This is a genomic window from Streptomyces sp. YIM S03343, from assembly GCF_054729195.1.
The window spans coordinates 7,449,925-7,464,280 of the sequence record NZ_JBPUKX010000001.1; the positions used below are offsets into that span (position 1 = coordinate 7,449,925).

The window sequence follows — 14,356 nt, forward strand, 5'->3', positions numbered from 1 at the left end:
CGACAGAACGGAGAACACAAGGGGTGCCGGGGCGGAACACACCCCGACGGCCGCATACCATCGACCCCAGACCCTTCCGGCCGGCAGGTACGGGAGACGCTTCGATCGAGGGGACACCGTGGACGTGAGCGGCGGGAGCGGGCAGCCGCGCCCCGGCAACGACGGGGAACGGCCCGGCACCGGTGCACAGCCGGAGGCGACGAACGCCCAGGAACCGGCGGACACCCGCCGCGACCCGGAGCCCGGCACCCCGCCCACCCCGGCCGCCCCGGCCGCCCACAGCCCGGCCGACGACGGCCCGGCCGACGACGAGCACACCCCCGACCAGGCGGACGGCACCCCCGACGAGGCGGACGGCACCCCCGAGACCCCGAAGCCCGCCGACCCCCGACCGGACGCCACCCCCCACCCCGCCCCCGGCGAAGAACCCCCCACCCACACCCCCGCCGCACCCCACACCGGCAAGCACACCGACCACCCCTACGCCCACACCCCCGACGCCCCGCACACCCCCAACGACCCCCGCATCGCCAGAAGCACCCCCCCACCCCGGCCCAAAGAACCCGGCGGCGGCATCCTCATGGGCCGCCCCTTCGGCGTCCCCGTCTACGTCGCACCCAGCTGGTTCCTCGTCGCCGCCCTCATCACCTGGGTCTTCGGCGGCCAGCTCGACCGCGTCCTGCCCGAACTCGGCGCCGCCCGCTACCTCGTCTCCCTCTTCTTCGCCGTCGCCTTCTACGCCTCCGTCCTCATCCACGAACTCGCCCACACCGTCGCAGCCCTCCGCTACAACCTCCCCGTCCGCCGCATCCAGCTCCAGTTCTTCGGCGGCGTCTCCGAGATCGAGAAAGAAGCCGAGACCCCCGGCCGCGAATTCGTCCTCGCCTTCGTCGGCCCCCTCCTCTCCCTCGTCCTCGCCGGAATCTTCTACCTCGCCCTCCAACCCGTCGAACCCGGCACCGTCCCCGGCGTCCTCCTCGCCGGACTCATGATCTCCAACCTCATCGTCGCCGCCTTCAACCTCCTCCCCGGCCTCCCCCTCGACGGCGGCCGCATGCTCCGCGCCGTCGTCTGGAAGATCACCGGCCGCCCCATGAGCGGCACCGTCGCCGCCGCCTGGGTCGGCCGCGCCCTCGCCGTCGCCGTCCTCATCGGCCTCCCCCTCCTCACCCAGGCCGGCGCCCTCGGCAGCACCGCGGAAGACAACGTCGGCATGGACACCGTCACCGACGCACTCCTCGCCGCCATCCTCGCCGCCATCATCTGGACCGGCGCAGGAAACAGCCTCCGCGTCGCCCGCCTGCGCGAACACCTCCCCGAACTCCGCGCCCGCACCCTCACCCGACGCGCCGTGCCCGTCCAGACCGACACCCCCCTCTCCGAGGCCCTCCGCCGCGCCAACGCCGCAGGCGCCCGCGCCCTCGTCGTCGTCGACACCGACGGCAACCCCCTCTCCCTCGTCCGCGAAGCCGCCATCGTCGGCGTACCCCAGCACCGCCGCCCCTGGGTCGACGTCGGCGGACTCGCACAAGACCTCACCGACGGCATGCGCGTCTCCGCCGAACTCGCCGGAGAAGACCTCCTCGAAGCCCTCCGCGCCCACCCCGCCACCGAATACCTCGTCGTCGAGGAAACCGGCGAGATCTACGGCGTCCTCTCCGCAGCCGACGTCGAACGCGCCTTCGTCAAGGCCATGGCCCGCCCCAGCTGAACCCCCACCCCGCCACCGCCCCACATGGTCCCCGGCCCCCACCGAGGCCGGTAGGCTGGTCACATGTCCGAACCGACCGGTGCCGCCCGCAGGCGCGGGCCCTTCAAGGTCGGGGACCAGGTACAGCTGACCGACCCCAAGGGCCGCCACTACACGTTCACGCTCGAAGCCGGGAAGAACTTCCACACCCACAAGGGATCCTTCCCGCACGACGAACTGATCGGCCAACCCGAGGGCAGCGTTGTCCGCACCACCGGCAACGTCGCCTACCTCGCGCTGCGCCCCCTGCTCCCCGACTACGTCCTGTCCATGCCCCGCGGGGCCGCCGTCGTCTACCCCAAGGACGCCGGACAGATCCTCGCCTTCGCCGACATCTTCACCGGCGCCCGCGTCGTCGAAGCCGGCGTCGGCTCCGGCTCGCTCAGCAGCTTCCTGCTGCGCGCCATCGGCGACCAGGGCATGCTCCACAGCTACGAGCGCCGCGCCGACTTCGCCGAGATCGCCCAGCAGAACGTGGAACGCTACTTCGGCGGCCCCCACCCCGCGTGGCAGCTCACCGTCGGCGACCTCCAGGACAACCTCAGCGACACCGACGTCGACCGGGTCATCCTCGACATGCTCGCCCCCTGGGAATGCCTCGAAGCCGTCTCCAAGGCACTCGTCCCCGGTGGCATCCTCTGCTGCTACGTCGCCACCACCACCCAGCTCGCCCGGACCGTCGAATCCATCCGCGAGATCGGCTCCTTCAACGAGCCCACCGCCTGGGAGACGATGATCCGCAACTGGCACATCGAAGGACTCGCCGTCCGCCCCGACCACCGCATGATCGGCCACACCGGCTTCCTGCTCACCGCCCGCCGCCTCGCCGACGGCGTCGAACCCCCCATGCGCCGCCGACGCCCCGCCAAGGGCGCCTACGGCGAGGACTACGCCGGCCCCAACGCCGACGGCGGCACCGCCCGCTGACCGACCCCGCACCCGCCCAACGCACGTCCGGCCCGGCGGAGTTCCCGAGCACGCGAGGGAACTCCGCCGTCCGGCCATCCCCTTGACCCGGCGCCGGCACCAACCTCGCACCACCCCCGCACCGCACCACCGCAGTCGCACACCCCGTGACATGCGCGACAACGCGAAAACAAGTCGCCCGACGCCGCCACCCGCTGTTCCCCAGCCCTGTGACGTGTGGCACGATGCTGGCCACCCCCTCCGCCCCCACGGGCACACCCCTCGCAGGAGACACTCCTCGTGCAGCAATCCGCGGTCCCGGAACTCGCACACACCACCACCCAGCCCATCCACTGGGTCGCGACCGCCACAGCGATCGCCGGTGTCGTCGCTCTCTCCTCCGTCCTCCAGCCAGGACCCGCGACCGCCGCCCAGAAAGACAGCGGCACCCCGCCCAAGTCCGCCGCCACCGCCGCTCCGCCCAGCACCACCGGAGTCCACTGGCCCCTCGACTGCGGCCCCGTCAAAACCGTCGTCGCCAAGAAGGCCACCGGCGACCTCGACGGCGACGGCAACCCCGAGACCGCCGCCGTCGTCCACTGCGACTCCGCCATGGGCACCCCGCCCGACGCCCTCTACGTCCTCACCCGCACCACCGCCGGCGCCACCCGCGTCGTAGCCACCCTCGTCGACCCCAAGGACCGCATCACCGTCACCGACTTCGCCGTCCGCTCCGGCGCCGTCACCGCCACCCTCCTCGGCTACTCCACCTCCAACGTGCCCAGTTGCTGCCCCGACCTCAAGACGCCCGCCAAGTGGCAATGGAAGGACGGCGCGTTCATACGCTCGACACCCAGCCGAGCCCAGACCGTGTGACCCCGGAGACCCCCGGACCGGCTCATGCGAGCACCCCTCACACGAGCCAACCTCGTGTGAGCAAACAGACAACGATCACGACCGGTACGCGGACGATCACTCCACGCCAGCGGCGAACATCTCCGCCCTGTCCGAAATCCGCCGCACATGAATGCACTCGCCCGGACACTCCCGGGCCGCGTCCACCACATCCACCACCAGCGGCAACGGCACCGGCGCCGCCGCACCAGGAGCCTGCAGCAGCTCCTCCCCGGCGCCCCTCACATACGCCACACCGTCGATGTCCAGCTCGAACACCTCCGGCGCGAACTGCACACAGATCCCGTCCCCGGTGCACAGATCCTGGTCGATCCACACCTCCAGAGCCTCGCCGGCCGCCCCCGAATTCCGCTCCACGCCCAATTTCCCTGCCCTTTCCTGCGCCGAGCCGTACCGGGAATCAGGCCAGCTCCGACGGGTGTTGAACACTTCGACACTACCTAAGCCCGCTTCCCAATCATGTTGAGTGGGTATCCCCCTCGCGTGAGGAAGAGCGCAAGGGTGAAGATCGGACACTCCCCGACAGTCTTTGTGATCTAGGGGTTTCAATCGACACCCACCCAGGTAGGGTCTGGAAGCGTCCAGCTCCCATTTGGAGGAGGTGAGGACCGTGGCAGCCCACGACGACGACATGAACCGCGGCATCCGCCCGGGACGAGGGTCCGACGACCCTGCCGGGCAGATCGCCTACCTTGAGCAGGAGATCGCCGTCCTGCGACGCAAGCTCGCCGACTCTCCGCGACACACGAGGATTCTCGAAGAGCGGATCGTCGAGCTGCAGACCAACCTGGCCGGCGTGTCCGCCCAGAACGAACGACTCGCCAACACACTCCGCGAAGCACGCGACCAGATCGTCGCCCTCAAGGAAGAAGTCGACCGGCTCGCCCAGCCGCCCGCCGGCTTCGGCGTCTTCCTCCAGGCCAACGACGACAGCACCGCCGACATCTTCACCGGCGGACGCAAACTCCGCGTCAACGTGAGCCCGAGCGTCGACCTCGACGACCTCAGGCGCGGCCAGGAAGTCATGCTCAACGAGGCCCTCAACGTGGTCGAGGCCATGGAGTACGAGAGCGTCGGCGACATCGTCACCCTCAAGGAGATCCTCGAGGACGGCGAACGAGCCCTCGTGATCGGGCACACCGACGAGGAACGGGTGGTACGGCTCGCCGAGCCGCTGCTGGACGTCACCATCCGCCCCGGCGACGCCCTCCTGCTCGAACCCCGCTCCGGCTACGTCTACGAGATCGTCCCCAAGAGCGAGGTCGAGGAACTCGTCCTCGAAGAAGTCCCCGACATCGGCTACGACCAGATCGGCGGCCTCGGCAACCAGATCGAAGCCATCCGTGACGCCGTAGAGCTCCCCTACCTCTACCCCGACCTGTTCAAGGAGCACGAACTGCGCCCGCCCAAGGGCGTCCTGCTCTACGGACCCCCCGGATGCGGCAAGACCCTCATCGCCAAAGCCGTCGCCAACTCGCTGGCCAAAAAGGTTGCCGAGGTCACCGGCCAGGCCGCCGGCAAGAGCTTCTTCCTCAACATCAAGGGCCCCGAGCTCCTCAACAAGTACGTCGGCGAGACCGAACGCCAGATCCGCCTCGTCTTCCAGCGAGCCCGCGAGAAGGCCAGCGAGGGCACCCCCGTCATCGTCTTCTTCGACGAGATGGAATCCCTCTTCCGCACCCGCGGCTCCGGCGTCAGCTCCGACGTCGAGAACACCATCGTCCCCCAGCTCCTCGCCGAGATCGACGGCGTCGAAGGCCTCCAGAACGTGGTTGTCATCGGCGCCTCCAACCGCGAGGACATGATCGACCCCGCCATCCTGCGCCCCGGCCGCCTCGACGTGAAGATCAAGATCGAGCGCCCCGACGCCGAGGCCGCCAAGGACATCTTCGGCAAGTACCTCACCGAACGCCTCCCGCTGCACGCCGACGACATCGGCGAGCACGGCGGCAGCAAGACCACCACCGTCCAGAGCATGATCCAGACGGCCGTGGAACACATGTACGCCGAATCCGAGGAAAACCGCTTCCTGGAAGTCACCTACGCCAACGGAGACAAGGAAGTCCTCTACTTCAAGGACTTCAACTCCGGCGCCATGATCGAGAACATCGTCGGCCGCGCCAAGAAAATGGCGATCAAGGACTTCCTCGAACACAGCCAGAAGGGCCTCCGCGTCTCCCACCTCCTCCAGGCCTGCGTGGACGAGTTCAAGGAGAACGAAGACCTCCCCAACACCACCAACCCCGACGACTGGGCCCGCATCTCCGGAAAGAAGGGCGAACGGATCGTCTACATCCGCACCCTCATCACCGGAAAGCAGGGCTCCGACACCGGACGCTCCATCGACACGGTGGCCAACACCGGGCAGTACCTGTAAAAGCAAGGGAGGCTGCGGGCGCCCCCACCGGGTGCCCGCAGCCGACTGCTTTTTGGGGCACGCTGGAGCAAGGCAATGACGCAAATGATCTCCCCACCGGGACAGCGGCGTTCTAGGCTCGTCGGTACCGCCGAGTCGCACCGTGCGGGGACGGGCACCGCACACGCACCGGAGCACCGGCGGGACGAGAGCGCCGCCCACGACCGAGGGCGCCGCCGGGCAAGGAGGGCCGCATGACCGTACGGCGAGTAATGGGCATCGAGACCGAGTACGGCATCTCCGTACCCGGCCACCCCAACGCCAATGCCATGCTCACCTCATCCCAGATCGTCAACGCCTACGCGGCGGCGATGCACCGGGCCCGACGAGCCCGCTGGGACTTCGAGGAGGAGAACCCCCTGCGGGACGCCCGGGGCTTCGACCTCGCCCGCGAGGCAGCCGACTCCAGCCAGCTCACCGACGAGGACATCGGCCTCGCCAACGTCATCCTCACCAACGGCGCACGCCTCTACGTCGACCACGCCCACCCCGAGTACAGCGCCCCCGAGGTCACCAACCCCCGCGACGCCGTCCTCTGGGACAAGGCCGGCGAACGCATCATGGCCGAAGCCGCCGAACGCGCCGCCGCGCTCCCCGGCGCCCAGCCCATCCACCTCTACAAGAACAACACCGACAACAAGGGCGCCTCCTACGGCACGCACGAGAACTACCTGATGAAGCGCGAGACCGCCTTCTCCGACATCGTGCGCCACCTCACGCCCTTCTTCGTCTCCCGCCAGGTCGTCACCGGCGCCGGACGCGTCGGCATCGGCCAGGACGGCCACGACCACGGCTTCCAGCTCAGCCAGCGCGCCGACTACTTCGAGGTCGAGGTCGGCCTGGAGACCACCCTCAAACGCCCCATCATCAACACCCGCGACGAACCCCACGCCGACGCCGAGAAATACCGCCGCCTCCACGTGATCATCGGCGACGCCAACCTCTCCGAGATCTCCACCTACCTCAAACTCGGCACCACCGCCCTCGTCCTCTCCATGATCGAGGACGGCTTCATCGCCGTGGACCTCGCCGTCGACCAGCCCGTCCGCACCCTCCACCAGGTCTCCCACGATCCCACCCTCAAGCGCCTCGTCACCCTCCGCAGCGGCCGCACCCTCACCGCCGTCCAGCTCCAGATGGAGTACTACGAACTCGCGCGCAAATACGTCGAGGAACGCCACGGCTCCGACGCCGACGAGCAGACCAAGGACGTCCTGACCCGCTGGGAAGACACCCTCAACCGGCTGGAGAACGACCCCATGAGCCTCGCCGGCGAACTCGACTGGGTCGCCAAACGCGAACTCATGGAGGGCTACCGCCGCCGCGACGGCCTCGGCTGGGACGCCGCCCGTCTCCACCTCGTCGACCTCCAGTACGCCGACGTCCGCGCCGAGAAGGGCCTCTACAACCGTCTGGCGGCCCGCGGACGCATCAAGCGCCTTCTGGACGAGACCGAGGTCGACCGGGCCAGGACGGCGCCCCCCGAGGACACCCGCGCCTACTTCCGCGGCCGCTGCCTGGAGCAGTACGCCGACGACGTCGCGGCCGCCTCCTGGGACTCGGTGATCTTCGACCTCCCGGGCCGCGACTCCCTCCAGCGCGTCCCAACCCTCGAACCGCTTCGCGGAACGCGAAATCACGTCAAGGAACTCCTGGACCGCTGCCGCACCGCGGAAGACCTGGTCAGGGTGCTCTCCGGCGGCTGATCCGGCCCCCGGTGCAGGCGTACCGGGCGGGGTGGAAATCCTCCCGCCCGGGAATCATCGAGGTGGTCCTCGTACGTTGGAGAAACTGCGGGACCTATGTCAGACCCGGCTTGTAGGGTCTGATCACCACCGATCGGCAGGAAAGCCGACCTGCCGACCATGTCGGGCGAAAAAGAGCGGGGTGAGCGGTATGGCTACCAAGGACACCGGCGGCGGACAGCAGAAGGCCACGCGCACGAACGAGGAGACCGAGGAGCAGACCCAGGACGCACAGGCCTCGGACGACCTCAAGGAACGGCACGAGAAGCTGAGCGACGACGTGGACTCGGTTCTTGACGAAATTGACGATGTACTCGAGGAAAACGCAGAGGACTTCGTGCGCTCCTTCGTGCAAAAAGGCGGAGAGTGAAGGTCGTTTCGGGTCTATCGCCTTCGGATCGAAGGTAGCGGGGGTGGCGGGTGGCGAGCGAGCCGAACGTCAAACATTGCGTTGGTTGTGGGCGGGACCTCCCGCTGGAGGCCTTCGTGCGGGACAAGAACCGGCGCGACGGCCTCCAGCCCCGCTGCCGGGAGTGCGTGGCCGTGTACAGCGCCGCGCACTACCGGCGCCGCCAGGAGGCCAAGGGCAAGACGGTCAGGGAGAAGGTGGACGTCCCCGCCGGGTACAAGCAGTGCCGGTCGTGCGGTGAGATCAAGCCGCTCAGCGAATGGCACCGCAATGCCACCGCCTCCGACGGCCTGTCGACCCGATGCAAGGCGTGCCGGGCCGCGGAAGGGCGTGCCGGGCATCTGAAGCGCCAGTACGGCATCACCGAAGCCGAGCGCGACGAGCTGATCGCCTCGCAAGGGGGCGTGTGTTGCATATGTTTGGCTGCTCCGGCCGTTCACGTGGATCACTGCCATGAGACGGGTAGGGTCCGTGGCGTACTGTGCTTCAGCTGCAATGCCGCGCTGGGGCAGTTCAAGGATCGGCCCGACGCCATAAGGCGGGCTGCCGCTTATGTGGAAGGAAACGTGTGGAAGCCAACACTCGTAGCACCGGGCGTCTACCAGCTGCCTTCCTGACGCCTGGGTCGTCCTCGTTCATGGACTTTCTCTCCGACCATCAGCCGGAGCTGCTGCCCGGCAGGCGTCAGCTGCCCCCGACGCAGGGGGTGGTCGAGGCGCCGCACGGGACGACGATCGTGGCGGTGACGTTCCCCGGGGGCGTGGTGCTCGCCGGTGACCGGCGGGCCACGATGGGCAATGTCATCGCGCAGCGGGACATCGAGAAGGTGTTCCCGGCGGACGAGTACTCGGCGGTGGGTATCGCCGGTACGGCGGGTCTGGCCGTGGAGATGGTGAAGCTGTTCCAACTGGAGCTGGAGCACTTCGAGAAGGTCGAGGGCGCGCAGCTGTCGCTGGAGGGCAAGGCGAACCGGCTGTCGACGATGATCCGGGGGAACCTGGGCATGGCGATGCAGGGGCTCGCGGTGGTGCCGTTGTTCGCCGGGTTCGATGTGGACCGTGGGAAGGGGCGGATCTTCTCGTACGACGTGACGGGCGGCCGTTCGGAGGAGCACGGGTTCGCGGCGACGGGTTCGGGTTCGATCTTCGCGCGTGGTGCGATGAAGAAGCTGTTCCGTGAGGATCTGTCGGAGGAGCAGGCGACCACGTTGGTGGTGCAGGCTCTGTACGACGCGGCGGACGACGACTCGGCGACGGGTGGTCCTGATGTGGCGCGCCGGATCTATCCGATCGTCACCGTGATCACGGACGACGGTTTCCGCCGGCTCACCGAGGACGAGTCGTCTCAGATCGCTCGTGCGGTGCTGGCGCGGCGTCTGGAGCAGCCGGACGGTCCGCGGGCGGCGCTGCTGTAGCGGGGCGTCCGGTCTTTTCAAGGTGATTGCAGTGACTTCGACAGAAAGGGACGGTTGACCGGTGTCGACGCCGTTCTATGTATCGCCCCAGCAGGCCATGGCGGACCGTGCGGAGTACGCCCGCAAGGGCATCGCCCGTGGTCGGAGTCTGGTTGTGCTGCAGTTTGCCGACGGCATCGTGTTCGTCGGTGAGAATCCGTCCCGTGCGCTGCACAAGTTCAGTGAGATCTATGACCGGATCGGTTTTGCGGCGGCCGGTAAGTACAACGAGTACGAGAATCTGCGGATCGGTGGTGTGCGGTATGCCGACCTGCGGGGTTACACCTATGACCGTGACGATGTGACGGCGCGGGGTCTGGCGAATGTGTACGCGCAGACCCTGGGCACGATCTTCTCTTCGGCGGCGGAGAAGCCGTACGAGGTGGAGCTGGTCGTGGCGGAGGTGGGGGAGACTCCGGAGGGGGATCAGATCTATCGGTTGCCGCATGACGGGTCGATCGTGGATGAGCACGGTTCGGTCGCGGTGGGCGGTAACGCTGAGCAGATCAGCAGTTATCTGGATCAGCGTCATCGGGACGGGATGTCGCTGGCGGAGGCTCTGAAGCTGGCGGTCCAGGCGTTGTCGCGGGACACCAATGGGACGCAGCGGGAGATTCCGGCGGAGCGTCTTGAGGTGGCGGTGCTGGATCGTACGCGTCCGCAGCAGCGGAAGTTCAGGCGGATCGTGGGTCCGCAGCTTGCGCGGTTGCTGGAGGCGGCCGCGGGGGCGTCTGAGGGGTCGGAGGACTCCGAGGACGGCGCGGAGGACTCGGACGGGAAGTAGCGGCGGCCGGTCCGTCGTGTTCCTGTGTGCCCCGGCTGGTGTTTCCGGCCGGGGCGCAGGTCTGTCGGCAGGGGGCTGTGGTGGGGGCGGGTGGGGCTTCAGGGGGTCTGTGGGGGCGCCGTGGAGCCTCGGACGACGAGTTGGACGGGGATGTCGCCGGCGTCGGGTTCGCGGCCGTCCAGGACGGCGAGGAGGGCGCGCATGCCGTGTTCGCCGAAGAGTTCGGCGTCGAGGTGGACGGTGGTGAGTTCGGGGTCGATGGCGGTGGCGAGGCCGAGGTCGTCGACGCCGGTGATGGAGAGGTCGTCGGGGATGCGCAGGCCGAGGCGGCGGGCGGCTTTGTAGGCGCCGGCGGCGAGTTTGTCGTCGTCACAGACGACGGCGGTGGGGCGGGGGGTTTCGGCGGCGCCGAGGGCGGTCTCGGTGGCGGTGCGGGCGTCGTCGATGGTGATGGGGGCGCGGGTGGTGCGGAGGGTGGTGCCGGGGACGGCGGCAAGGCGCTGGGCGAGTTCTGTGGCGCGGATGTCGAAGGTCCAGGAGGCGATGTCGGCGGCGAGGTGGAGGAAGTGGCGGTGTCCGAGGGTGAGGAGGTGGTCGGCGGTCTGGCGGGTGCCGTCGGCGATGTCGAGGTTGACGGTGGCGGTGCCGAGGCTGGCGGTGGGGTCGCTGTCGAGCATGACGAGGGGGAGTTGGTCGCCGCGGATGGCGGTGAGGGCGTCGGCGGCCATGGAGGAGGCGATGACGCCGTCGAGGGCGGCGGTGGCGGAGGCGAAGGGGTTGCGGGCGGGGCCGATGCCTTCGGGGGAGGGGTAGAGGACGACGCCGAAGCCGTGGTCGGCGGCGATGCGGGCGGCGCCGGTGTAGACGCCGGCGAAGAATTCGGTGGTGAGGGCGGGGACGACGAGGAGGACGGTGCGGGTGTGGCCGAGGCGTAGGTTGCGGGCGGCGAGGTTGGGGCGGTAGCCGATCTGGTGGGCGGCTTCGCGGACGCGTTGGGCGGTGGGTTCGGAGACGCGGCCGCGCCATTTGTCGCCGAGGACGAGGGAGACGGCGGCCTGGGAGACGCCTGCGAGTCGGGCGACGTCGCGGCTGGTCGGGCGCGTGTTTCCTCGTGCCACGGGTGGTCTGCTCTTTCGTCTGGACTGGTGAGTAGCGTTCATGCTACGTATGGCATGGTGGGTTATACGTAAAACTTCGGCGTCCGCCTCGGGCGTCGCCCGGGCATGGGAAGGGCGGATGATGGCCGCGGGTTACCTGGAGATCCTCAGGGCGAGGCATGCCGTGCGGCTGCTGGTGGGCACGTTGGTGGGGCGGCTGCCGAACGCGGTGGCGGCGATCGCGATCGTGTTGTTCGTGCGTGCGGAGGGTGGTTCGTACGGGCTGGCGGGGGTGCTGGCCGCGGTGTACGGGGTGTCGAATGCCGTGGGTCAGCCGGTGCTGGGGCGGCTGGTGGATCTGTACGGGCAGCCGAGGGTCCAGTTGCCCGCGGCGCTGGTGTCGGCCGTGGCGACGACGGTGTTCGCTCTCTCGGGTGTGGGTCCGCTGCCGGTGGCGTATGCGGCGACGGCGGTGGCGGGGTTGTTCGCGCCGCCGCTGGAGGGGGGTCTGCGGGCGCTGTGGCCGTCGGTGCTGGGCGGTGAGGAGGATGTGCAGACGGCGTATGCGCTGGATGCGGTCGCGCAGGAGGTCCTGTTCACGGTGGGCCCGTTGCTGCTGACGCTGGGTGCGTCGTTGTGGTCTGCGCGGGTGGCGCTGATCGCGCTGAGTGCGCTGGGGGTGCTGGGCGCGTTGTCGGTGGTGGTGTCGCCGCCGTCGCGGGCGTGGCGTTCGGCGCCGCGTGAGGCGCACTGGCTGGGTGCGTTGCGTTCGCGGGGTCTGCTGGTGCTGCTGGGGGCGTTCCTGTGTGTGGGGGTGGCGTTGGGGGCGATCACGGTGGCGGCGGTGTCGTATGCGGACGGTCATGGCGGCGATGTGGTGTACGGGTGGCTGATGGCGTCGCTGGGGCTGGGTGCGCTGGTGGGTGGTACGGCGTACGGGGCGCGGCGTTGGTCGGGTGCGCCGGAGCGGCGGCTGAGGGTGCTGGTGGGGTTGCTGGCGGTGTGTTATGTGCCGTTGACGCTGATGCCGGGTCCGGTGGCGATGTCGGGGCTGGCGGCGGTGGCGGGGGTGTTTCTGGCGCCGTCGATCGCGTGTGCGTTCGTGCTGGTGGACCGGCATGCTCCGGTGGGGACGGTGACGGAGGCTTTTTCGTGGTTGGTGACGACGTTCACGGTGGGTGCGTCGTTGGGGACGGGGGTGGCGGGGCCGGTGGTTCAGGCGGGTGGTGCGGTGTGGGGGTTCGCTGTGCCGGGTGCTGCGGGGGCGGCCGGTCTGCTGGTTCTGGTGGCGGGTGGGGGGTTGCTGGGTGTTCCTGGTGGGGGTGGGGTGGTTGCGGGTTCACCGGAAAATGATCCAAATCGTGCCGCCGAACCCCGTTTCAGGTCGGGGGATCGGGCGTAATGTTCAGTCATGGACCGCCGCATTTTCGGGCTGGAGAACGAGTACGGCGTCACGTGTACGTTCAGGGGACAGCGTCGGCTGTCGCCTGACGAGGTGGCTCGGTACCTCTTCCGCCGTGTCGTGTCATGGGGTCGGAGCAGCAATGTCTTTCTGAGGAACGGGGCCCGGCTGTATCTGGACGTGGGGTCACATCCGGAATACGCGACACCGGAATGTGACAATGTGACCGAACTGGTCACGCACGACAAGGCCGGGGAGCGTATTCTCGAGGGGCTTCTGGTGGACGCGGAGCGACGCCTGCACGAGGAGGGAATCGCGGGCGACGTCTACCTTTTCAAGAACAACACGGACTCGGCGGGCAACTCGTACGGTTGCCACGAGAACTATCTGGTGGCGCGGCACGGGGAGTTCTCCCGGCTTGCGGACATCCTGATCCCGTTCCTGGTGACGCGGCAGTTGCTGTGCGGTGCGGGGAAGGTGCTGCAGACGCCGCGTGGTGCGGTGTACTGCGTGAGTCAGCGGGCGGAGCACATCTGGGAGGGTGTGTCGTCGGCGACGACGCGTTCGAGGCCGATCATCAATACGCGTGACGAGCCGCATGCGGATGCGGAGCGGTACCGCCGGCTGCATGTCATCGTGGGCGATTCGAACATGTCCGAGACGACGATGCTGCTGAAAGTCGGTGCGACTGATCTGGTGCTGCGCATGATCGAGGCGGGCACGGTGATGCGGGATCTGACGCTGGAGAACCCGATCCGGGCGATCCGGGAGGTCAGTCATGACATCACGGGCCGTCGTAAGGTGCGGCTGGCCAGCGGCCGGGAGGCGTCGGCGCTGGAGGTGCAGCGGGAGTACTACGAGAAGGCCGTGGACTTCTGTGAGCGCCGGGGGATCCGTACGGGGACGGTGGAGCAGGTCCTGGAGTTGTGGGGCCGGACGCTGGACGCGATCGAGACGGAGGACCTGGACCGGATCGGTACCGAGATCGACTGGGTGATGAAGTACAAGCTCATCGAGCGGTACCGGGCGAAGCACAACATGACGATGTCGCATCCTCGGGTGGCGCAGATAGACCTCGCGTATCACGACATCCACCGGCGTCGTGGTCTGTACTACCTGATGGAGCGCAAGGGTCAGGCGGCGCGGATCTGCAACGATCTGAGGATTTTCGAGGGGAAGTCGGTTCCGCCGCAGACGACGCGGGCGCGCCTCAGGGGTGATTTCATCCGGCGGGCGCAGGAGCAGCGCCGGGACTTCACGGTGGACTGGGTGCATCTGAAGCTGAACGATCAGGCGCAGCGGACGGTGCTGTGCAAGGATCCGTTCCGTTCGGTGGACGACCGGGTGGAGAAGCTGATCGCCGGTATGTGAGGGGTACGTCGGCGGTGACGCCGGAACGCAACGCGGGCGTCGTACGTTTTCGGTACGGCGCCCTTCTCACGTCGTAGAGTTTGCGCTCACCCATTCACAAGATCGATC

13 protein-coding genes are annotated in these 14,356 nt (G+C 68.5%); 11 read left to right on the plus strand and 2 right to left on the minus strand.

Annotated elements, in window-relative coordinates:
• The first annotated feature begins 118 nt into the window (after positions 1–118).
• From ACSYGN_RS32870 to ACSYGN_RS32880, 3 genes are all read left to right on the plus strand, one after another.
• Complete coding sequence (locus ACSYGN_RS32870) at positions 119–1,711, plus strand: site-2 protease family protein (protein WP_460402112.1); 1,593 nt, start codon at positions 119–121, stop codon at positions 1,709–1,711.
• A gap of 63 nt (positions 1,712–1,774) precedes the next feature.
• Positions 1,775–2,677, plus strand: a complete 903-nt coding sequence (locus tag ACSYGN_RS32875; RefSeq protein ID WP_460402114.1) for a tRNA (adenine-N1)-methyltransferase — start codon at positions 1,775–1,777, stop codon at positions 2,675–2,677.
• 279 nt (positions 2,678–2,956) lie between these two features.
• Positions 2,957–3,532, plus strand: coding sequence for a hypothetical protein (locus ACSYGN_RS32880; RefSeq protein ID WP_460402116.1), 576 nt, complete (start codon positions 2,957–2,959; stop codon positions 3,530–3,532).
• 96 nt (positions 3,533–3,628) lie between these two features.
• Here ACSYGN_RS32880 and ACSYGN_RS32885 read toward each other — a convergent pair whose 3' ends face one another.
• Positions 3,629–3,934, minus strand: a complete 306-nt coding sequence (locus ACSYGN_RS32885) for a ferredoxin (protein WP_460402118.1) — start codon at positions 3,932–3,934, stop codon at positions 3,629–3,631.
• A gap of 247 nt (positions 3,935–4,181) precedes the next feature.
• On the opposite strand from ACSYGN_RS32885, the gene arc reads away from it, so the two are divergent.
• The 6 genes from arc (at position 4,182) to prcA (ending at position 10,378) form a co-directional block, all read left to right on the plus strand.
• On the plus strand, positions 4,182–5,948 hold the full coding sequence (arc, locus tag ACSYGN_RS32890; protein WP_460402120.1) for a proteasome ATPase: 1,767 nt from the start codon (positions 4,182–4,184) through the stop codon (positions 5,946–5,948).
• Positions 5,949–6,181: 233 nt separating this feature from the next.
• Positions 6,182–7,693: a depupylase/deamidase Dop gene (gene dop, locus ACSYGN_RS32895; RefSeq protein WP_460402122.1), complete on the plus strand. Its 1,512-nt coding sequence runs from the start codon at positions 6,182–6,184 to the stop codon at positions 7,691–7,693.
• A 190-nt stretch (positions 7,694–7,883) separates the two neighbouring features.
• Positions 7,884–8,102 (plus strand): ubiquitin-like protein Pup, encoded by a 219-nt coding sequence (locus ACSYGN_RS32900; protein WP_460402124.1) that lies wholly within the window; start codon positions 7,884–7,886, stop codon positions 8,100–8,102.
• A 50-nt stretch (positions 8,103–8,152) separates the two neighbouring features.
• A complete protein-coding gene (locus ACSYGN_RS32905) occupies positions 8,153–8,758 on the plus strand; it encodes an endonuclease domain-containing protein (RefSeq protein ID WP_460402126.1) in 606 nt (201 codons plus the stop codon).
• On the plus strand, positions 8,710–9,555 hold the full coding sequence (gene prcB / locus ACSYGN_RS32910; protein WP_460402128.1) for a proteasome subunit beta: 846 nt from the start codon (positions 8,710–8,712) through the stop codon (positions 9,553–9,555). The genes ACSYGN_RS32905 and prcB overlap by 49 nt, the downstream gene beginning before the upstream one ends.
• Positions 9,556–9,616: 61 nt before the next feature.
• Entirely contained in the window at positions 9,617–10,378 is a 762-nt protein-coding gene (gene prcA / locus ACSYGN_RS32915; protein WP_460402130.1) for a proteasome subunit alpha, read from the plus strand.
• Positions 10,379–10,476: 98 nt separating this feature from the next.
• On the opposite strand, the gene ACSYGN_RS32920 is transcribed toward prcA, so the two are convergent.
• Complete coding sequence (locus tag ACSYGN_RS32920; protein ID WP_460402132.1) at positions 10,477–11,496, minus strand: LacI family DNA-binding transcriptional regulator; 1,020 nt, start codon at positions 11,494–11,496, stop codon at positions 10,477–10,479.
• Positions 11,497–11,617: 121 nt separating this feature from the next.
• Between ACSYGN_RS32920 and ACSYGN_RS32925 the strand changes: the two genes are divergently transcribed.
• Both ACSYGN_RS32925 and pafA read left to right on the plus strand, forming a co-directional pair.
• Positions 11,618–12,877: an MFS transporter gene (locus ACSYGN_RS32925; RefSeq protein WP_460402134.1), complete on the plus strand. Its 1,260-nt coding sequence runs from the start codon at positions 11,618–11,620 to the stop codon at positions 12,875–12,877.
• 9 nt (positions 12,878–12,886) lie between these two features.
• The gene (gene pafA / locus ACSYGN_RS32930; protein ID WP_460402136.1) at positions 12,887–14,248 is read left to right on the plus strand and encodes a Pup--protein ligase; all 1,362 of its coding nucleotides are present in this window, start codon (positions 12,887–12,889) and stop codon (positions 14,246–14,248) included.
• Positions 14,249–14,356: the final 108 nt, after the last annotated feature.